This window comes from Sphingomonas sp. PvP055 (assembly GCF_040546365.1).
Lineage (GTDB): Bacteria > Pseudomonadota > Alphaproteobacteria > Sphingomonadales > Sphingomonadaceae > Sphingomonas > Sphingomonas echinoides_A.
Map to the genome: position 1 here is coordinate 2,994,596 of NZ_JBEPNS010000001.1, position 18,470 is coordinate 3,013,065.

General features: G+C 65.9%; 19 protein-coding genes and 1 tRNA gene. 10 read left to right on the top strand and 10 right to left on the bottom strand.

What is annotated here, in order from left to right:
* Positions 1–202: 202 nt before the first annotated feature.
* From ABIC16_RS14080 to ABIC16_RS14095, 4 genes are all read left to right on the top strand, one after another.
* Positions 203–937, top strand: coding sequence for a Bax inhibitor-1/YccA family protein (locus ABIC16_RS14080; RefSeq protein WP_277968570.1), 735 nt, complete (start codon positions 203–205; stop codon positions 935–937).
* A 97-nt stretch (positions 938–1,034) separates the two neighbouring features.
* Positions 1,035–1,814 carry a transglutaminase-like domain-containing protein gene (locus ABIC16_RS14085; protein ID WP_277968571.1) on the top strand — a complete coding sequence of 260 codons (780 nt, stop codon included), beginning with the start codon at positions 1,035–1,037 and terminating at the stop codon, positions 1,812–1,814.
* A gap of 56 nt (positions 1,815–1,870) precedes the next feature.
* Entirely contained in the window at positions 1,871–2,170 is a 300-nt protein-coding gene (locus tag ABIC16_RS14090; protein ID WP_277968572.1) for a hypothetical protein, read from the top strand.
* 209 nt (positions 2,171–2,379) lie between these two features.
* The gene (locus ABIC16_RS14095) at positions 2,380–2,931 is read left to right on the top strand and encodes a hypothetical protein (RefSeq protein ID WP_354291572.1); all 552 of its coding nucleotides are present in this window, start codon (positions 2,380–2,382) and stop codon (positions 2,929–2,931) included.
* Between the two features lie 6 nt (positions 2,932–2,937).
* Here the strand turns inward: ABIC16_RS14095 and ABIC16_RS14100 are convergent, their stop codons facing one another.
* The 3 genes from ABIC16_RS14100 to ABIC16_RS14110 all read right to left on the bottom strand — a co-directional run bounded on the left by ABIC16_RS14100 (position 2,938) and on the right by ABIC16_RS14110 (position 4,721).
* On the bottom strand, positions 2,938–3,693 hold the full coding sequence (locus tag ABIC16_RS14100; protein WP_354292336.1) for an NUDIX hydrolase: 756 nt from the start codon (positions 3,691–3,693) through the stop codon (positions 2,938–2,940).
* Positions 3,693–4,538, bottom strand: coding sequence for an oxygenase MpaB family protein (locus ABIC16_RS14105; protein WP_354291573.1), 846 nt, complete (start codon positions 4,536–4,538; stop codon positions 3,693–3,695). Before ABIC16_RS14105 ends, ABIC16_RS14100 begins: the two co-directional genes overlap by 1 nt.
* A 107-nt stretch (positions 4,539–4,645) precedes the next feature.
* A tRNA-Ala gene (locus ABIC16_RS14110) sits at positions 4,646–4,721 on the bottom strand.
* A 246-nt stretch (positions 4,722–4,967) separates the two neighbouring features.
* Between ABIC16_RS14110 and ABIC16_RS14115 the strand changes: the two genes are divergently transcribed.
* Together ABIC16_RS14115 and ABIC16_RS14120 are read left to right on the top strand one after the other, a co-directional pair.
* Complete coding sequence (locus ABIC16_RS14115; RefSeq protein ID WP_354291574.1) at positions 4,968–5,963, top strand: DUF2171 domain-containing protein; 996 nt, start codon at positions 4,968–4,970, stop codon at positions 5,961–5,963.
* A 137-nt stretch (positions 5,964–6,100) separates the two neighbouring features.
* On the top strand, positions 6,101–7,090 hold the full coding sequence (locus ABIC16_RS14120) for an NADP-dependent oxidoreductase (RefSeq protein WP_354291575.1): 990 nt from the start codon (positions 6,101–6,103) through the stop codon (positions 7,088–7,090).
* 58 nt (positions 7,091–7,148) lie between these two features.
* On the opposite strand, the gene ypfJ is transcribed toward ABIC16_RS14120, so the two are convergent.
* Positions 7,149–8,072, bottom strand: a complete 924-nt coding sequence (gene ypfJ, locus ABIC16_RS14125; protein ID WP_354291576.1) for a KPN_02809 family neutral zinc metallopeptidase — start codon at positions 8,070–8,072, stop codon at positions 7,149–7,151.
* A gap of 137 nt (positions 8,073–8,209) precedes the next feature.
* On the opposite strand from ypfJ, the gene ABIC16_RS14130 reads away from it, so the two are divergent.
* The 3 genes from ABIC16_RS14130 (at position 8,210) to ABIC16_RS14140 (ending at position 10,976) form a co-directional block, all read left to right on the top strand.
* On the top strand, positions 8,210–9,370 hold the full coding sequence (locus ABIC16_RS14130) for a DUF3734 domain-containing protein (protein ID WP_354291577.1): 1,161 nt from the start codon (positions 8,210–8,212) through the stop codon (positions 9,368–9,370).
* A 46-nt stretch (positions 9,371–9,416) separates the two neighbouring features.
* Positions 9,417–10,202, top strand: coding sequence for a 3-hydroxybutyrate dehydrogenase (locus ABIC16_RS14135; RefSeq protein WP_354292337.1), 786 nt, complete (start codon positions 9,417–9,419; stop codon positions 10,200–10,202).
* Between the two features lie 111 nt (positions 10,203–10,313).
* Positions 10,314–10,976, top strand: coding sequence for a DUF4893 domain-containing protein (locus tag ABIC16_RS14140; RefSeq protein WP_354291578.1), 663 nt, complete (start codon positions 10,314–10,316; stop codon positions 10,974–10,976).
* A 58-nt stretch (positions 10,977–11,034) separates the two neighbouring features.
* On the opposite strand, the gene ABIC16_RS14145 is transcribed toward ABIC16_RS14140, so the two are convergent.
* The 5 genes from ABIC16_RS14145 to ABIC16_RS14165 form a co-directional block, all read right to left on the bottom strand.
* Positions 11,035–11,223, bottom strand: a complete 189-nt coding sequence (locus ABIC16_RS14145) for a hypothetical protein (protein WP_354291579.1) — start codon at positions 11,221–11,223, stop codon at positions 11,035–11,037.
* 92 nt (positions 11,224–11,315) lie between these two features.
* Positions 11,316–12,731, bottom strand: a complete 1,416-nt coding sequence (locus tag ABIC16_RS14150; RefSeq protein ID WP_354291580.1) for a sensor histidine kinase — start codon at positions 12,729–12,731, stop codon at positions 11,316–11,318.
* The gene (locus ABIC16_RS14155; protein ID WP_354291581.1) at positions 12,728–13,849 is read right to left on the bottom strand and encodes a DUF2336 domain-containing protein; all 1,122 of its coding nucleotides are present in this window, start codon (positions 13,847–13,849) and stop codon (positions 12,728–12,730) included. Before ABIC16_RS14155 ends, ABIC16_RS14150 begins: the two co-directional genes overlap by 4 nt.
* A gap of 56 nt (positions 13,850–13,905) precedes the next feature.
* Positions 13,906–15,066, bottom strand: a complete 1,161-nt coding sequence (locus ABIC16_RS14160) for a hypothetical protein (RefSeq protein WP_354291582.1) — start codon at positions 15,064–15,066, stop codon at positions 13,906–13,908.
* A gap of 126 nt (positions 15,067–15,192) precedes the next feature.
* A complete protein-coding gene (locus ABIC16_RS14165) occupies positions 15,193–15,486 on the bottom strand; it encodes an Hpt domain-containing protein (protein ID WP_354291583.1) in 294 nt (97 codons plus the stop codon).
* A gap of 83 nt (positions 15,487–15,569) precedes the next feature.
* On the opposite strand from ABIC16_RS14165, the gene ABIC16_RS14170 reads away from it, so the two are divergent.
* Complete coding sequence (locus ABIC16_RS14170; protein ID WP_354291584.1) at positions 15,570–17,930, top strand: coiled-coil domain-containing protein; 2,361 nt, start codon at positions 15,570–15,572, stop codon at positions 17,928–17,930.
* Between the two features lie 37 nt (positions 17,931–17,967).
* On the opposite strand, the gene ABIC16_RS14175 is transcribed toward ABIC16_RS14170, so the two are convergent.
* Positions 17,968–18,375 carry an Hpt domain-containing protein gene (locus tag ABIC16_RS14175; protein ID WP_502958317.1) on the bottom strand — a complete coding sequence of 136 codons (408 nt, stop codon included), beginning with the start codon at positions 18,373–18,375 and terminating at the stop codon, positions 17,968–17,970.
* Positions 18,376–18,470: the final 95 nt, after the last annotated feature.

Below are 18,470 nucleotides of genomic sequence, written 5' to 3' on the forward strand. Positions count from 1 at the left end.
CCCGAACTGGAGCGCCCCGCCGCCGCGCTTGCAGGCGCGTTTAAGGATCGGCGCGGCCGCCTACGGCACCGGATCCCGTGGCTGCGTCATGTTACGCTATGTTGCTGCCGCCGGAAGCCCCCCGGATTCGCTTGAAATACGGGCAAGGTGCGCCGATATTCAAGGCAACCGGCACACGGCCGGCTGCAAGGAGCTTTTCGTAATGGCAAACTGGTCTGATCCCCGTCCGAACGCCTCCGCGTTCCAGACGGCTGGGACCACCCGCGCGGGGGCGTATGACGCTGGCCTGCGGCGGTACATGCTGTCCGTCTATAACTACATGGCGTCCGCGGTCCTGCTGACCGGGATCGTCGCGCTCGGCTTCGTGGCGAGCGGTGCGGCAGCGACCGTTTTCGGTGGCCCGGGCATCCTCAAGTGGGTGATCACCCTCGCCCCGCTCGGTTTCGTGTTCGGCATGAGCTTCGGCCAGAACCGGATGACCAACTCGACGCTGCAGATCATGTTCTGGGGCTTCGCGGTGGCGATGGGCCTGTCGCTCTCGACGGTCTTCCTGGTCTACAGCCCGACGGCGATCGCACAGGCGTTCTTCGCGACGGCAGCGGCGTTCGGTGGTCTCAGCCTGTATGGCTACACCACCAAGCGTGACCTGTCCGCGTTCGGCACGTTCCTGACGATGGGGCTGATCGGCCTGATCGTCGCAAGCCTGCTCAACATGTTCCTGAATTCGGGTCCGCTTGGCCTCGTCATCAGCTTCGTCGGCGTCCTGCTGTTCGCTGGGCTGACGGCTTATGACACTCAGCGCACCAAGGCTATGTACGCCCAGGTTGCTGGTACCGACATGGAACAGCGCGTTACGATCATGTCGGCGCTGAGCCTGTACCTCGACTTCATCAACATGTTCCTGTTCATCCTGCGCCTGTTCGGCAACCGCAACTGATCGCCGCTTAGGTAAGAACTCTTCCGAAAGGGCCCGATGGCGCGATCCATCGGGCCCTTTTTATTGGCGTTTCCCTCCGACCGCACAAAGGACATTCATGCGCATCGCGATCGAGGCCATGCTCGACTATACTATCGATGGCGCGGCGGACGTGCTGTTGCTGATCGAAGCGGCCAAACAGCCCGATCAGCATCTCGAGATGCAGGATCTGCGAGTCTATTCGCCCGAGCCGCTGCGCGCGGTGCGCGGGGAAGACGGGATCGGGCAACGCTGCTGGGCCCGGGGGGAAGGCGCATTCCGTGCGGATTACCGCGCTATCGTCCGGATCGATCGGCCCGTGATCGACTTTTCGGTCCTCCCCAACACGCCGGTACGGCTCATGCCGGTCGACACGATCCCGTATCTGCTGCCGAGCCGCTATTGTGAGTCGGACCGTCTGGAAGGCTTTGTCGAGCAGCATTTCGGTGGCTTGAGTGGCGGCCCCCTCGCCGCGGCACTGGTCGATTGGGTCGCTGGGCATTTGCGCTACGAAGGTGGCACGTCGAACGGCACGACCACGGCGATGATGACTTTTGCCGAACGGCACGGCGTGTGTCGCGACTATGCGCACCTCCTCGTCGCGCTGGCGCGGGCCGGCGGGATACCGGCGCGCTGCGTCTCCGCTTACGCGCCTGGGGTCGACCCGCCCGATTTCCATGCGGTGGCGGAATTGTGGGTCGGGGGCGGCTGGCATCTGGTCGATGCAACCCGCATGGCGTGCTGTTCGGATCTCGTCCGGGTCGCGGTCGGGCGCGATGCAACGGACATCGCCTTCATGACCGTGTTCGGCCGCGCTGCCTTCGTCGCGCAACGTGTTTTGGTCACGCGTCTGGAATGAGGGAACAGGCGCGTCGGTCGGATCGTTCTCCTTGGCTCACGATCAGGAGTGAATTCATGACCGACGACCCCAAGCTGATCGACGACAAGGCCCTCGACGGCCTCTCGGTGGCGCCCGGCGATCCCGAGGAAGAGGCAACCGCGAACAAGCAGGATGCGGGCCAGGACGCATCGATCGCGCACCGTCTGGAACGGAACCCGTCGAGCCCCGATGCAGCGCTCGACAACGCTCTGGACGAGTCGATGGACGCGTCCGACCCGCCCTCGACCAGCCGCCCCGGCGAAAACGGCGAACCGCCGCGGTCTTCCGGCTATGATGCAGAAGCCGAGGCAAAGCGGTCTTCCGACAAACGCTGACGCCTACGATCCCGCCTCCCCCGCACGGAACGGCCGTTCCGTGCGGGGACGATCCACTTTCGTACAAATATCTCATCTCGTCGCATCGGATGTTGCGCCGCAACATGATTTATGGTCGCTTAGTTTCGCAGTGGGTTTCCGGCGTTAACCATGTGGTAATGCAAGAAGCGCATTTTTGCTGGACTGCACGATTGTAGCGGAGTGGCACGATGGGTTCTCGGATGAAAGCGGCCAACGGCACGATGACGCTGGCCGAGATGAAAGAGTTCGCGGGGTTCCCCGCATCGACCCAGAGATATATTCGGCGCGCCCTCGACATCGGTCTCGATCGTCAGGACGCACTCGCTCTGTGGTCGCGCGATGTCGTCGAAGCCGCGAGCATCCGCGCACAGGCCCGGCTGTACGACCGCCTTCCCAATATCCGGATGTTGACCCCGAATGACGGTGGCCTCGAGGGGGTCGAGACGATCATGGGGCCGCTGCTCACGCTTTCCGCCTTCGATCTCGGACAGGGCCGCCTCACCACCTTTGCCGCCTACCGTTTCCTTTATGAACGGTTGATCGGTGCCGAAATTAGGCCGTGGCTCCCCGCAGCTTTCTGCGCGGCAGCGGCATTGCCGCACCTTCACCCCGACTTGCGGCGGAAACTGCTGCAATCAATCAGCGAAGCTGCGGCGACGGCGTCGGGATGGTCCAACCGCCAGCCCGGATTCTTCCCCAACTGGGTGGAAAAGGTCGAAGCGGCAGCGATGCCGCACTGACGCGCGTCAGCCGCGGACGGTTTTATGCATCGGTTCGGCGGTGATCGGGTAACCGAGGTCCGTCGGAATGCAAAGATGCGGAACGTCGTCGCGCGGCTCGACCCACGGCGTAATGGTGCGGATTGGATGACGGGCGGCGTGCGATACGGCTGCCGCGAAGCTGTCGAACAATGCCAGCCGCTCCAGGTTGCGGCGGGTGGGGAAAATGATCGTTGCGGCGCCCCGGTCCGCCAGGTCGAGCACGTCTTGCGCGGTTGCCCAGAATACGCGGACATTCTCGGTGTCGTCGACGATCGGTTCGGGCGCGTCGAGCGGAACCTCGGCCAGATAGAATCGCGCATCGAAGATCCGCGCCGGCGCATGCGACGGACACCATCGCGCAAACGGGACAAGGTCCGTGATCGACAGCGTCACATCGATGGCGGACAGCGCCTGTCCGAACGGAACGCCAGCCTGCAACGCGGCGCGCAACCCTGTAATTTCCGTCGCCGACAGTGGCGGCAGCCCGACCGGCACCCCGACTTCCTCCAGCGTCTCGCGGATCGCCGCGATCCGGCTCGCGCCGTCCTCCACATCGTCTCCGTATTGCTGCGCCAACACATGGTCTCCCGGATCGACCCGGCCACCGGGGAAGACCAACGCACCCGCCGCAAAGGCCATCGCCCGCGATCGCTCCACGAACAGCAGTTCGGGTGTCCCCATGCGCTCCCGGAACAAAACGAGCGTCGCCGCCGGGATCGGCACCGTGGCAGGCTCCGGCATCATCGGAACGCCCATCGCAGCGTACTGGCGACACCGAAGGTACTCGCGCGCAGCAGCGGCAGCGTTATGCCGGGGCGCTCCAGTCCATGGAGCGTCCGCGCCCACCCCGGCAGCAGATCGATCGCGGCCTGCATCGTCATCGCCTGGAAGGGTCGCGCAGCGATCGATGGCGCTGGCTGGTTGAGCAGCACATCGGCAACGTCCCGAGTCCGCGCATCGACCCGAAGATCTGCCCGCATCCGACGCTGGATCGCCTCCGCTTCGGTGCGGGTCGTCGGGATCGGATCGACCCCCAGCGGCTCCGCAATCCGCGCCATCTCGCGGACATAGCGGTCTTGGTCGGCGCGGCTCATGCCCGGCTCCCCGTACCGAATCCAGCCATCGAGAAAACTCAGCACTTCACTGACATGGACCCAGGCGAGCAAAGCGGGTTCACTGGCACGATACGGCGTACCGTCCGGAAGCGATCCGCCGATGTGATCATGAATGCGACGCACCTTTGCCAGCAGCGCGCGGGCATCCTCGGGCGCGCCGTAGGTCGTTACCGCGATGAAGCGCGCGGTCCGGCGGAGCCGCCCCTGCATGTCGTCCCGAAACCCTGAATGATCCCAGACCCCTGCAAGCACCGCGGGATGGAGCATCTGAAGCATCAGCGCAGTGACGCCGCCCACCAGCATCGACGTCACGTCGCCATGGACGCGCCACGCGACCGAGTCCGGCGGGAACAAGGCATCGGCACGCCGTACCACCGGCACCTCACCGCTGGACCGATCGTTGAAGACGGCCCGAACCTGTCCGGCGATCAGTCCTTTAAGCGGGCGGGCGAGACGATCGGCGGAGGACATCAACGGCATGATGCACGAACGAAGCACACGCCGCTAGGCTCCCCACGCGAACCCGTCATAACGGAACCGGTGCTAGATGCCGTCAGGGATGCCGAAAGGATGCGTGGTGGTGGAGCTGAGCGGAATCGAACCGCTGGCCTCTGCAGTGCGATTGCAGCGCTCTCCCATCTGAGCTACAGCCCCGCACCACGCCCGACCGCCCCAGCGGAGCGTTCATTCTTGCAATATCATGGTTTGTGCACGGTGCAACGACAATGCGCCGCCGACCGTACGCAATTTTCAAATGCTTCGCCGTGGCAGGACGACGATCCGCCCCGACATTGCGTCAAACAGCGGAACCGGTTCGCTTTTTTCCGAGTTTATTCCCCGTCAATGCGACGCGGCAAACGTCGCGCACCTTGATGCTCACTGTCTCAGGAGGACGTTATCATGGCTGATGAACGCTATTCCCGATCCTATTCGGACCGCCCCGGCAACCTCGACCAGAATGACCGCTACGGTCAGAGCGCATACGGCGACCGAGGAAATCCCTTTGGTGGCCCCGACCGGCACGACGACTACGGACCGTCCGATCGAAGCGGGTATCAGGGACAAGGCGGTAGCGACCGATATGGCGCACGCGGATATGGCGACCGCAATTTCGGACAGGAAACCGGCGGTTCCTATGGTGGCAACCGGAGCAGCGGCGATCGCTTCCAAAGCCAGAACCGTGATGGACGCGATAGCTATGGCCAAGGTGACCCATATGGCAATCGCGGTGGCAATCAGGCCTATGGTCGCAGCCAGCAAGGATATGGTCGCCAGCCCCAAGGCTATGACTATGACGACCGCGGCTTCTTCGACCGCGCGGGCGACGAAGTCCGCTCGTGGTTCGGCGACGACGAAGCCCAGCGCCGCCGCGAGTTCGATGCGCGCTACGACGACCAGCGCGGCGGTAACGAGCGCGGACATCATGACGAGAACTATGGCAGTTGGCGTCGTACGCAGATTGAGGCGCTCGATCGCGACTATGATGAATATCGCCGCGAAAACCGGTCGAAGTTCGAGTCGGAATTCGGGTCGTGGCGGAGCAATCGGCAGACGCAGCGCTCGTCCTTGTCGCAGGTCACCGAACATATGGAAGTCGTCGGTTCGGATGGCGCGCATGTCGGCACGGTCGACAAGGTGCGCGGCGACCGCATCATTCTGACCAAGACCGATGCCGACGCCGGTGGACGCCACCACTCGATCCCATCGAGCTGGTTGCAGACCGTTGCCGACAAGGTGACAATCTCGAAGTCGGCCGAGGACGCAAAGGCGCATTGGCGCGATGAGGAACGCAACCAGGCGCTCTTCGGCGAGAACGACAAAAATGCAGGTGCAGCCGATGCGGACAAGAACAATGGCCCGCGCACGCTCAACCGGAGCTTTGGCGGGACCTACTGAAGTCCTTGCGACGTAAGTAAACTTCCCTGAACCTGGAAAGCCCCCTTCCCTGCCGCCGCAGGGAGGGGGTTTTTTCGTTGCCTCAAGCTTCCTCAGGGCATACCCCCCGTTCGAAACACATGAAGGAGAAAGCCCCGATGCCCCGTTCCTGGACTTTGAAAAGCCGCCCAGCCGGCATGCCGAAGATGGACGATTTCGCGCTGCTCGAGACCGCGTCGGCCAGCCTTGGCGACGGCGAAGTACGCGTCGCCAACCGCTGGTTGTCGGTCGATCCGTATATGCGCGGCCGGATGAACGACACGAAATCCTACGTCGCGCCATTCGCGCTCGGCGAGCCGATGCAGGGCGGCGCGATCGGCGAAGTCGTCGAGAGCAACGCCGACTCGATCAAGGTCGGTGACATGGTCCAGCACATGCTCGGCTGGCGCGACGAGGCAGTACTGCCCGCCGCGCAGGTTCAAAAGCTGCCGGATCTGGGCGTGCCAGTGCAACAGTTCCTCGGTATGCTCGGGATGCCGGGCATGACCGCATATTGGGGATTGCTCGACGTTGCCTCCGCCAAGCCCGGTGAAACCGTGTTCGTGTCGGCCGCAGCCGGTGCGGTCGGCTCGACGGTGGTGCAGGTTGCCAAGGCCAAGGGCATGACGGTGATCGGCTCTGCCGGCGGTGCGGAGAAGTGCGCCTGGGTCAAGTCGTTGGGCGCCGACCATGTGATTGATTACAAGGACGGCACATCGCTGGTCAAAGCGCTCGGTGCAGCCGCCCCGGACGGGATCGACGTATATTTCGACAATGTCGGTGGAAGTCACCTCGATGCCGCGCTCGCCCATGCGCGCGATGGCGCCCGGTTCGCGATTTGCGGGATGATCGAAGGGTATAACAGCGGCACGCCGACCGAACTGAAGTATCTGATGCGCGTGATCGCCGCGCGCATCCGCGTGCAGGGGTTCCTGGTCACGCCGTACTTCGCGCGTGCGACGGAATTCTACGAGGATATGGCCGCGATGGTGAAGTCGGGCGCGTTGACCAGCCAGGATACCGTGCATGACGGGCTGGACGCGACGCCTGACGCATTCCTCGGCCTGTTCAGCGGCGGCAACACCGGCAAGATGCTCGTCCGCCTCTAAAACATCCTCTCCGTCCCGGGGCGTTGCCGAATGGCGACGCCCCGGGTCTCAGACCTCCTCAGAGCGCGCCCGAAAACGTGTTGCAGGCATTCGGATCGCCACTTTCCATGCCGACGCGAAGCCACTTCATCCGCTGGGCCGAGGTGCCATGGGTGAAGCTGTCGGGCACTACTCGCCCCTGCGACTGCTTCTGCAAGGTATCGTCGCCGATCGCGCGCGCGGCGGTCATTCCCTCCTCGATATCGCCGGGTTCCAAACGGTCACGATTCTGCGCCGCCCATACGCCCGCATAGCAATCGGCCTGCAGCTCGAGTTTCACCGATGCCTGGTTCCCGGCGACTTCGTCCCCGCTGCGCTGGATGCGCGAAACCTGGTCGGACGTGCCCAGCAGGTTCTGGATGTGATGGCCGAACTCATGCGCGATCACATAATATTGGGCGAAGTCGCCCTTAGCGCCGAACCGGTCGGCCAGCTCCGCGAAGAAGCTCGTGTCGAGATAGACGCCTTGGTCGCGCGGGCAATAGAACGGCCCCATCGCGCTCTGCGCCGCGCCGCAGCCGGACTGACCGTTGCCGCCGTAGAACACGAGCTTGGGCTGCTGGAACTGCTTGCCCTCACGCTGGAAAATCGCCGCCCAAGTCTTGTCGGCCGAGCTGAACGCGTTGCACGCCGCCTTGCTCTCCGCGTTGAGCGAACAGCTCGACGCGACGTCGCTACCGGCCTTCTCGCGGCTGACCTGCTGGGTCGGCGCACCGACCTGACCGCCGCCGCCGCCGAGCATCCCCAGGCCACCGCCGAAGAAGAACAGCACCGCCAGCAGGATCGCGACGCCGCCGCAGCCGAACCGGCTGAACACCATCGGCAGCAGGCCGAACAACAACCCGCCGCCACCGCCGCCGCCGAAACCGCCGAAGCCGCTGCCGCCACCCTGGCCGCGCTGGTCCTCGACGTTGATGTTGGGATCGAAATCATCGAGACGCATGGCGGGAGTATTCCGAAAGTCGTTGCCGTTGCGGCATGAATGCGCGGCGGCCCGGCTTGTTGCAAGTCGGGTTGGCGGGTTCGTTCTTTTGTGCGCCAAGCGTTGATCGCGCACCGCAACGCGCGCATGGCGGCGCCATGTCGAAAAGCGAATCGATCAGACCCAAACGGCGCGCGAAAGCGCTGCCCCTGCCCGAGTGCGTGGCGCTGGTGTTGCAGGGCGGCGGCGCGCTGGGAAGTTACCAGGCCGGCGTGATCGAGGGCCTGGCGTCGAGCGGGATCGAGATCGACTGGGTCTCGGGCATCTCGATCGGCGCGATCAACGCGGCGATCTTCGCCGGCAATCTGCCCGAGCACCGCGTCGAGAAGCTCGCCAAGTTCTGGGACGTGATGACCGGGGCGTTGCCGAGCTTCCCGATCTTTCCCGACGACCGGATCCGCGAGTTCCTGCATGAATGGTCGGCGGCGACCGTCCTTGCCGGGGGCGTTCCCGGGTTCTTCTCGCCCCGTCTCATTCCCCCGACCTTCGCGCTTCCCGGCACCCCCGAAGCGACGAGCTTTTACGACAGCGCCCCGCTGCGCGCGACGCTCGACAGCCTGATCGACTGGGATCTGCTCAACAGCGGCCGCGTCCGCCTCTCGGTCGGCGCGGTCGATGTGGAGAGCGGCAATTTCGCCTATTTCGATACGACCGAAATGCGGATCGACGCGCGGCACATCATGGCATCGGGCGCGCTGCCGCCCGGCTTGCCTGCGGTCGAGATCGACGGACGCCTGTGGTGGGATGGCGGGCTCGTCTCGAACACCCCGCTGACTCACGTCCTCGAACATCAAAGCGGGGAATTGCTGGCTTTCCAGATCGACCTGTTCCCCGCCGCGACCGAGCGTCCCCGCACGATCATGGACGTGATGGCGCGCGAGAAGGAAATCCGCTTTTCGAGCCGGACGCGTCAGGTCTCCGACCAGATGATGCGGGTCCGCAAGGACCGCGAGCTTGCGCGACGCGTGCTCGACAAGCTTCCCAAGGAATTACTGGACGACCCGGATGTGATCGCGCTCGCAGCGAGCGCGCGCGAGGATCCGGTCAACCTTGTCCATCTCATCCACCGTGCCAACGCCTGGGAGGGCGGCAGCCGCGACTTCGAGTTTTCGGCGCGGACGATGCGCGAGCATTGGAACGCCGGAATGGCGGACGTCGCCAAGACGATGGAGAACGCACGCCTGATCGCGCACAATATCGAGACGGGCAAGAGCGCGGCGTTCGACCTGACGCAACCGGCCCCGACGCACCCCTTCTGACGCCCGCATTCAAGACATCCTGCTATCAATGACGGAGACCAAGGCCATGTTCCTCAAGGGCAAAACCGCGATCGTCACCGGGTCCACCTCGGGCATCGGGCTGGAATATGCGAAGGTCTTCGCACAAGAGGGCGCAAACGTCTTGATCAACGGCTTCGGCGCGCCCGAAGCGATCGAGGACGCGCGCGCTAAGCTGGAGGCCGCGAGTGGCGCGAAGGCGCTCTACGACCCCGCCGACATGACTCGCCCCGACCAGATCGCGGCAATGGTGAAGCGGTGTCATGAGGAACTGGGTGGCCCGGATATCATCGTCAACAACGCCGGCATCCAGCACGTCGCGCCGATCGAGGATTTTCCGGCCGATAAGTTCGAAGCGATCCTGCAGATCAACCTGCATTCGGCTTGGTACATGATGCAGGCTGCGGTGCCGTACATGAAGGCGGCAGGCTGGGGCCGGATCATCTCGACCGCCTCGGCGCATTCGCTCGTCGCCAGTCCGAACAAGTCCGCTTATGTCATGGCGAAACATGGTCTTGCCGGGCTGACCAAGACGATCGCGCTGGAAACCGCGACGCATGGCGTGACCGTCAACTGCATCTCGCCCGGCTATGTCTGGACCCCGCTGGTCGAAGCGCAGATCCCCGACACGATGAAGGCGCGCGGGATGACGCGCGAGCAAGTGATGGAAGACGTCCTGCTTGCGGCGCAACCGACCAAGGAATTCGTGACGGTCGATCAGGTCGCCGCGCTCGCGCTGTTCCTGTGCCGGGACGAGGCAAAGGCGATTACCGGCGCGAACTTGTCGGTCGATGGGGGATGGACCGCCGCCTGACCTGCCTGGGTCCCGGCGCCCGCACGGAAGTCCTTGGCATTGCGGGAATTGCGTGGTTGATGGGCGGTCCGGTCATCTCTCTGTGGAACTGCACATTATGACGTCCTGCCGGTGAACAGCCCCGCCCGCCTCTCGGGTCTGATCGCCTGTACGATGGCGGGGGTGTCCGCCGGATGCGGGGGAACGGCGTCGGCACGGCCGCTGCCCGTTCCAGCGGCGGATACCCAGACGGATCGTCAGACGGACTGGCGCCGCGTGGCCACGCCGGCCGACCGCGCACGCCTGCGATCCTGGCGCGGGGCCTGGATCGACGCCATGGCAAAGATCCGCGCCGCCGGCCTGATCGCCTCGATCGAAGCCGACCCGACGCTGTTCGATCCGGACCGCGCCCTGCCCAACCCGGTGCCGCCCGCCGGGCTCTATCGCTGCCAGGTCGTCAAACTGGGCGCCAACGGCACCGCGATGCGCGATCTGACGCGCTACCCTGCAGTCGATTGCAGGGTCGAAAGCACGGACGGGATCGTGCGCCTGTACAAGATCGACGGCGCGCAGCGCCCTTTCGGGACGCTGTACGAAGACTCATCGTCGCGCGCGGTGTTTCTCGGCACGATGGTGCTGGGGGACGAGCACCGCCCCCTCGCCTATGGCAAAGACGCCAACCACGACCTTGCCGGGTACGTCGAGCGGATCGAACCGCAACGCTGGCGTATGGTGCTCCCGTGGCCGCGGTTCGAATCGCTGTTGAACGTCGTCGAGATAATACCGGCGCGGTAACGCTCGGGCCGGGCGCCTGCTCTCGACGGAAACGCGGCCCGAAGACCGCGCCGCCAGGTCAGGCTGGCTTGGCCCCGGGGGTACCGCATTTCGTGAACTTGCCGTTGAGGCGGCACTTCGTTGCCTTTGGCGCGACGGTAGGGCACTTCATGAACCGTCCCTTGGCGTCCTTGCACGGTGCCGCCACGGCGGGCGCGGTGCCGGCTGCAAACGCCAGAACGGACGCCGCCAGAATAAGCTTACGCATACAGACTCTCCAACACGCTCACGGCCCGTACACGAGCCAGGCGCGAACCTACGCCGCATGCGCGCAACGTCAATTGACGATTATGTCATCCGTCAGCCGTTCAGCGGGAGGGTAAAAACGAACCGCGCGCCCAGCCCTGGCCCACTGTCGACTCGCACGTCCCCACCCATCGCGCGCGCCAGCCGTCGTGCGATGTAGAGGCCCAGCCCTGATCCTCCCGCCTCGCCGGGGTCGACGCGTTCGAACTTCGCGAAGATCCGCGCCTGATCGTCGAGTGCGATGCCCTTGCCCTGATCCCCGACGATGATGGCGGCGAGATGCGCGTCGCGCTCCGCCCGGATCCAGATCGTCCCGTCGAGCGGTGAGTAGCGGATCGCATTGGCAAGAAGGTTGACCAGAACTTGCAACGCCCGCCGCGCATCGCCCGTCGCCATCAGGCTTTCCGCGGCAGCAGGCACATCGATCTGCACTCGCGCCGACGACGCCCGGAGCCGCAGCAACCCGGCCGCCTGGCGTGCGACATGGGCAAAGTCGATCGGCTGGCGCACGACCGTGAAACCGGGCTGTTCGATCGCGCGCAGGTCGATCAGATCGTCGACCAGCCCGATCAAATGCCGCCCCGCGTTCGCAATGTCAGCGGCATAATCCGCATAATCCTGGCGCAGCGGCCCATCGAATTGCGCTCGGATCGTTTCCGCCGAAGCGATGATCCGGTCGAGCGGTCCCCGTAGCGTCCGATCGAGCCGCGCCGCGATCCCGTCCGTCAGCGCGTCCAGATCGCTCCTGACATCCGCCGTCGATAGCGCACCGGTCCGGGCCGCACCCGACGGGTCCACATCCTCCGCGTATCCGGCGAACCCGGCAAACTCGCCGCCTGTGTCGAGCCGCGGCACTGCCGAGAGCAGGACCGTCTGGCCAGTTTGGCGCACGATCGCGCGTTGCCGAACGAAGCGTTCCCGCGACGCGAGACCGCGCAGGATCGGAAACACACCGGCGTCGTCTTCCGCCAGCACGAACAGCTGTGTCAGCGGGCGTCCAAGGGCGGCCTGCCCGTCCACGCCCATCGCTGCGCTTGCTCTGCCCGACAAGGCGGTCAGCGACAGGATCGCATCGGTTTCCCATTCCCACTGCGCGGCACTGCGCAGGAAGTCGGCCTCGCGTGTTTCGTGCAAAGCATCCGATTGCCACGGGGAGCGGGTACGCCACCCGACCAGAATGAGATCGACCCCGCCACGCACACCAGCCGGATCGGTGATCGGATCGGCGCGGACCCACAGGTCCAGATCCTCGGCACCATCCGCGACGACCACCGTCCGCGCGACCGGAATCGCCAACTGCAGCGCGAGCCGCACCACCGTGTCCAGCCCCGGGATCGCCAACGGCATGCCGGTCTCCCCGCCCGCCCGCTTGTTGAGCGAAAGCAGCCGGCGGTCCGCCGCGATCAACCGTCCTGCGCGATCGAGTGTGGCGCGTACGGTGGTTGGCGGTACCGGGTCGTCCAGACTCACCCGGGTAAATCCCACGATGGCCACGCCCCGTCCATGCCCCGAGCGAGTGCGGTCAGCGCCGCGCGATAATCGCGATGGAGCAGCAGGGGCGCCAGCGCCTGTCGCGCCACGGCGCCGTCGGTCGCCATAATGGCGTCGAGCACCGCGACGAACCCGTCGATGTCGCGCCGAGGGTCTGCCTCGGCGAGCGCCAGACCGACCCGCGCAATCGCCGCACGATCAAGGCCGAGCGCGCGCAACACGAGCCACAGGCGCACGCCGCTCGGATCGAGCACGATCGCGCGCATGTCGGCGTACGACAGCCCGAGTCCGTCTGCCAGCAAGGCGATGAACAGCGACAGACGCCGGTCGCGCAACGCCTCGATCAGCCAGCGAGCCCGTTCGCTCGAACTCGGGTCGAGTGCCCGGGCCAACCGCATCGCCACTGCGTCGAGCCTGTCTCCGTCGACATGAGCATCGATCGCGTGGAGCGCCGCCTCAGCCAGCGCGCGGTCCAGCGCCGGTACTGCCCCCGCGCCGACTTGGCCAATACCGATGCGCAGCGCTGCCGCGCTCCACCAGACCAAGTGGCGGTGCAGGTCCGCCGGCAAGTCACTCGACCCACCCGCGCCAACCGGCGCGACGCCGCGACGGCGGCTTTCCGCGGCGAGCAGCGCTGCCGCTGCTGCGCTTACCGACGAGTCCGCATGGTACAACAGTCGCGGCAGGAGGCTTGGCCGATCACGATCTTCCGGAGCGTGGGACGGTAAGGCGTCGGCGATGGCGTCCTGCTGGACTCGCCCGATCACTTCACGGATCAACGCCGGGTCGCGAAGCAACCCGCTGGCGTTCAGCCGTGCAAAGACGGGTGTGCCGTTCGTGATGAGGCGTTCCGCCAGGGACGCTGCGTCGCGCAGCGTGAGCAAGCGCGCGGCCTGCACGCGCAAGACCGTTTCGACCTCGCCGGCAAGTTGGGCGAGCACCGCCCGCACACGGAGACGGGTGCGATCATCCAGCCGGACGGCATCGTCGAGGAACACGTCGGCAATCGCGCCGCCGAGCCGGTCCTCCGCGGTCGCCGCGGCGTGGGCGGCACGGGCAAGCAGCGTCGCGACCCCGTCCCCAGCTCCCCTGTCCATGCTGCGTCCATCGCTCCACATGGGAGCGACTTACGCCGTTTGCTCGGACGGCGGGACTACGGCTTTTGCCGAAAAGCCTCGATCGCGGCCGCAAGTGTCCCAGCGCCGTACAGTGCGGCCCCCGCCAGACCGACGAGCGGCCATCCGAGGATCACCAGCGGCAGCAGGATCACGAGATAGGCGGTCGGACTCGCCCACCACCGCCGGAGCAACGCGGGCAATGCGGCACGTTCGAGCAAAGCCCCTGCAACGACCAGCGCCCCGGCCAGCGCCGTACCGGCGACCGGATCGGCGCGCACTCCGATTGCCAGCACCGCGCCGGCGACGATCGCTGAGCGGGCGTGCGTCGAGATCGACGCGATCCGGTTTTCCTCCCGGACCCACCCCAGCGCAGCGGCGATGCTCACCCCGACCAGCGCCGCAAAGGCAAGCAACAGCCCGATCACGGGGTGTTTTCCAAGAATGCCGATCAAGGCCCCGACACTCAGCGCCCCCGCAACCGCGAGCGGCACGATCGTGGATATCAGCCGCGCCATCAGCGGCGGCAACGCGACCCGGACGAGCGGTGCCAGCAGGAACCGTTCGGCCCAGCGCACCGGTTTCGCCACCAGCGCCGCAACGGTCGCGGTCCCGCGCCGGATCAGCGCGTCGGCACTGCGTTCGATCGCATGCTTGGGCGCGTCGCGCGGATCGAGCCGCACCTGCTCCGCCCCCGCCTGCGCCGCCACTCGCAACAGCGTCGATTGGAAATCATAATCCCGCGGCATCGCGGCGACTTCGCTGACGCGCTTGCAATCGAGCAGCGCCAGTCCGGCCCACGCCGCCTTGGCACTGACGCGTTCGTAACGGTGATCGTCGGGATCGCAGATCACCAGCGTGTCGTGGCCCGCGGACGCGAGGCTCTGGATGATGTCGCCGCTTGTCACCACGCCGTCAGCAACGACAAGCACGCGCGCAAGCGGGTGGAGCTTGGCGACCGCATCCTGCGCGGTACGCACTGCATCGACAAGCCCACCGCGCCGCCCGATCCGACCGATCACACCGAGCAATTCGGGCGTCATCCGCGAGACGACGAGGATGATCTGCGTCGCCCCCGCCGCCGCGAGCAACCGCGCCTGGAATTCCACCAGCGTCAATCCGCCGAACGGCAAGGTGGCCGCAAGCGTCCCTGGCCGATCGTCGGCGTCTTCGGTCGTGAAAATCAGTCCTGCCAGCATGGACGCGCTGTTACGGCGTTCGGAACAGCTTGGCAAAGGCCGCAAGCCCCCTGCCCAAAGGCGATCGGCCGAAAGGCAAGGGACCGAAAGATCGCCAGGGACCCGTACGACCTGCAGAACGGCGCGTTACAGCTCCTCGACCGCGCGACGCAAACGCAGCATCAACGCCGGGTCCTGCACCTCGCACGCCGCCGCCTCGGTCGCGATCGCCATCAGCCGAACCGCACCGAAGCTCGCCGCGAGGCCGCGTAACCGCCATGCGGCACCTTTCCATTCCGCTTCGTCCACCGCACACTCCAACCCGTGGAGCCCACGTCGAACGCTTTCGAGAAACGCGATCCGCAATTCCGCGATCAGCAGGGGCTCGTCGCCCACCGCCGCCGCCAGCGTCGCATCGATTGCACCAGGTTCATACGCCATGATTCGGACCGTATGGACGAAGGACTTAATGTTGGGTTTCGCTATTCGCTTTGCGTCTGCGCTTTTCATGATAAACGACCCGTATGAACGGGGGTTCTCGCATCATCGATCTTCGGCCCAATCATCGTCCGAAACCCGGCTACCCGCCGCACGGCGATCTGCTGCCCAACCCGCAAGCCCTGTCGTCCGACGCGGAAACCGTGCCCATGCAAAATCTGTCCGATTCCGCCACGTTCGTCGACGCCGAACCCGGCGCCGACCCCGACAACGTCGAGGTCGATGTTCCCGGCAAACCCTTCCCGTGGCTGATGGTCGCTGGTTTGGTTCTGTCGCTGGCATGGCTGGTCACGATGCTGCTACTGTCGGCGCCGTCGCTGCCGCGGATGAGCGCCCCGGAACTGGTCAGCTTCGTCGCTGGCCTGTGCGTGCCCCCGGCCTTTATCGGAATTCTGCTCCTGCTTGCCCTGCGCACCAGCACAGCCGAGGCACGCCGCTTCGGGCGCACCGCACAGGCGATGCGCGCAGAGGCGGCCAATCTGGAGCGCACGATCGATCGCCTTTCCACCCGGATCGACGATCACCGGATCCAGCTTAGCGAACAGAGTGAACGGCTCGACACGCTCGGCAATACCGCCGTCGCAAGGCTCGCGGGAGTCGGCGGTGGCATGCGCGACCATATTGCCTCGGCGGAGTCGCACGCGACCACGCTCGCCAAGGCTGCCGAGAATGCGCAGACCCGGCTCGATGTCCTGCTGGCGCTGTTGCCGCGCGCGCACGGCGAGACCGATGCGCTCGCGCAATTGCTCAAGGCGACCGGGGTGACGGCGACCGAGCATGCCGCCGCGCTCGACGCGCAACTGGCGGCGCTCGCCGAACGCGGCCGCGAAGCGGATGCCGTCGCCAACGGTGCCGCCCAGAAGCTCGCCGCGCACATCACGCGGATGGAAGCGACCAGCGAAACGGCCGGCGCCCGGCTCGAGCGGGTTACCGGCGACATGTCGGTCGCGGTCGACGGACTGCTCGGGCGTACGGCCGACGCGATCGACGAAGCGCGCCGCGGGATCGCGGCACAGGGCGATGCGTTGCTCGCGATGCTTGGCACCAACCAGGCCGCGCTCGAACGCGTCGCGCACGACAGTGCCGATGGCCTCGCCGCGCGCATCGTCGAGATCGAGGGATTGATCGAGCATGTTGCATCCCGACTGAACGAACAGCGCGGCACGGGTGGTGAGATCTTCGCCGAGCTCGACCACCACATTGTCCACGTGTCCGGTCGCTTCGACGCGTTGCATGCGCAGGGGATCGACCGCAGCCAGGCGCTCGCCGCGTCGATCAGCGCGCTCGGCGGCTCCGCGCATGCGATGACCGAAGCGTTGCGCATGGGCGACACCGTCGCCAGCACCGCGATCGAGACGACCGAACGTCTGTTGCTCGCGCTCGACGCCGCCGCGCGTGAAATCGACGAGACCTTGCCGGACGCCCTGACCCGCCTCGACACCAAGGTCGGCGACACGCGCCGCCACGTCGGCGCGACCAAGCCCGAACTGCTCGCGCTCGTCACCGCCGCGGAAAGCACGCACGACGCGATCGAGGCGATCGCGCACGTCGTCGCGACGCAGCATGATACGGTCGAAAAGCTTGCGGGCACGTTGATCGACACGCTCAGCGACGGCAAGCTCAAGGCGGATGCGCTCGGGCAGATGGTCGACGACACGATCGGCCAGACCAACCGCTTCGCCGACGAAGCCGCGCCGCGACTGGTGGAAGCGCTGTTGCGGGTTCGCGATACCGCCAATGCCGCGGCGGACCGCGCGCGCGAGACGCTCGCCAGCGTCATCCCCGACGCTGCGCTCGCGATCGAACAGCATAGCGCCGCCGCCGTCGAGCGCGGTGCGACCCATGCCGTCCAGCAACAGCTTGCCGCAATTGCGGCAGCCGCCGATGCCGCAGCAGATTCGGCGGCGCGGGCGTCCGAGCGCCTGACGGAGCGCGTCACCGCGCTGGCCAACGCCTCCGCGGTCCTCGAAACGCGGTTCGAGGACGATCGTCTGCAGCGGGCCGAAGCCGACCAGAATTCGATGACCCGACGCGTATCGTTGCTCGTCGAGGCGCTCAATTCCGCGTCGATCGACATCGCCAAGACGTTTTCAGCGGACGTTTCCGACAGCGCGTGGTCAGCCTATCTGAAGGGCGATCGCGGTGTCTTCACGCGCCGCGCGGTCCGGCTGCTGGATACGACCGATGCGCGCGAGATCGCCTATCTGTATGACGAGGACGATGCGTTCCGCGAGCATGTGAACCGCTATATCCACGATTTCGAAGCGATGCTGCGCGCGATCCTGTCCGGTCCCGACGGGTCGCCGCTCGGGGTGACGCTGTTGTCGTCCGACATGGGCAAGCTTTACGTCGCGCTGGCGCAGGCGATCGAGCGCCTGCGCACCTGAGACGGACCGAGGCCGGCCGCCGTGCAAGTCCCCTAGATCATCCGATCCGTCTGCCGAACCCTTGCCGCCGCGGGGTGACGGGGTTGGCTTCGGCCTCGAGAATGGCCAGGCTGCGTTCGAACATCTGCCGGAGTGCGGCGACATCGGCCATCGCCTCGTCGGGCGTGTCGCGGCGCTCCACGCAGTCCCGCGCGACGGTCTCGATCTTCTCGGCCAGCGCGCCCAGCGGCTCCGCACCGAACTGGCGGGCTTCGCCTTTCAGCGTGTGGGCGGGGATCACGATCGCAGCTGCGTTCTGCCCGCGCATCGCGGCCTCGATGGCGAGCACGGACTTGACGCCATCCTCGCGAAAATAGCCCAGAATCCGCACGAAACCGCCGCCAAGTTCGCTACGAGCGCGCGCGAACACGACCCAATCGATCAGGCTTTTGTCGTCGTGTGGCACCTTCGTCTCCCCCAAACACGTCCGCCGCGGACGCGAAGGTCATGACGTCGATGTAGGGCGATATCGTAAACGACCCGTTGACACGCCGCGGAACG

What these genes read in the sequence shown, in the direction of transcription:
- ABIC16_RS14080 (WP_277968570.1), top strand. Translation starts at nt 203, where the DNA reads ATGGCAAACTGGTCTGATCCCCGTCCGAACGCCTCCGCGTTCCAGACG.
- ABIC16_RS14085 (WP_277968571.1), top strand. Translation starts at nt 1,035, where the DNA reads ATGCGCATCGCGATCGAGGCCATGCTCGACTATACTATCGATGGCGCG.
- ABIC16_RS14090 (WP_277968572.1), top strand. Translation starts at nt 1,871, where the DNA reads ATGACCGACGACCCCAAGCTGATCGACGACAAGGCCCTCGACGGCCTC.
- ABIC16_RS14095 (WP_354291572.1), top strand. Translation starts at nt 2,380, where the DNA reads ATGGGTTCTCGGATGAAAGCGGCCAACGGCACGATGACGCTGGCCGAG.
- ABIC16_RS14100 (WP_354292336.1), bottom strand. Translation starts at nt 3,693, where the DNA reads ATGCCGGAGCCTGCCACGGTGCCGATCCCGGCGGCGACGCTCGTTTTG.
- ABIC16_RS14105 (WP_354291573.1), bottom strand. Translation starts at nt 4,538, where the DNA reads ATGTCCTCCGCCGATCGTCTCGCCCGCCCGCTTAAAGGACTGATCGCC.
- ABIC16_RS14115 (WP_354291574.1), top strand. Translation starts at nt 4,968, where the DNA reads ATGGCTGATGAACGCTATTCCCGATCCTATTCGGACCGCCCCGGCAAC.
- ABIC16_RS14120 (WP_354291575.1), top strand. Translation starts at nt 6,101, where the DNA reads ATGCCCCGTTCCTGGACTTTGAAAAGCCGCCCAGCCGGCATGCCGAAG.
- ypfJ (WP_354291576.1), bottom strand. Translation starts at nt 8,072, where the DNA reads ATGCGTCTCGATGATTTCGATCCCAACATCAACGTCGAGGACCAGCGC.
- ABIC16_RS14130 (WP_354291577.1), top strand. Translation starts at nt 8,210, where the DNA reads ATGTCGAAAAGCGAATCGATCAGACCCAAACGGCGCGCGAAAGCGCTG.
- ABIC16_RS14135 (WP_354292337.1), top strand. Translation starts at nt 9,417, where the DNA reads ATGTTCCTCAAGGGCAAAACCGCGATCGTCACCGGGTCCACCTCGGGC.
- ABIC16_RS14145 (WP_354291579.1), bottom strand. Translation starts at nt 11,223, where the DNA reads ATGCGTAAGCTTATTCTGGCGGCGTCCGTTCTGGCGTTTGCAGCCGGC.
- ABIC16_RS14155 (WP_354291581.1), bottom strand. Translation starts at nt 13,849, where the DNA reads ATGGACAGGGGAGCTGGGGACGGGGTCGCGACGCTGCTTGCCCGTGCC.
- ABIC16_RS14160 (WP_354291582.1), bottom strand. Translation starts at nt 15,066, where the DNA reads ATGCTGGCAGGACTGATTTTCACGACCGAAGACGCCGACGATCGGCCA.
- ABIC16_RS14165 (WP_354291583.1), bottom strand. Translation starts at nt 15,486, where the DNA reads ATGGCGTATGAACCTGGTGCAATCGATGCGACGCTGGCGGCGGCGGTG.
- ABIC16_RS14170 (WP_354291584.1), top strand. Translation starts at nt 15,570, where the DNA reads ATGAACGGGGGTTCTCGCATCATCGATCTTCGGCCCAATCATCGTCCG.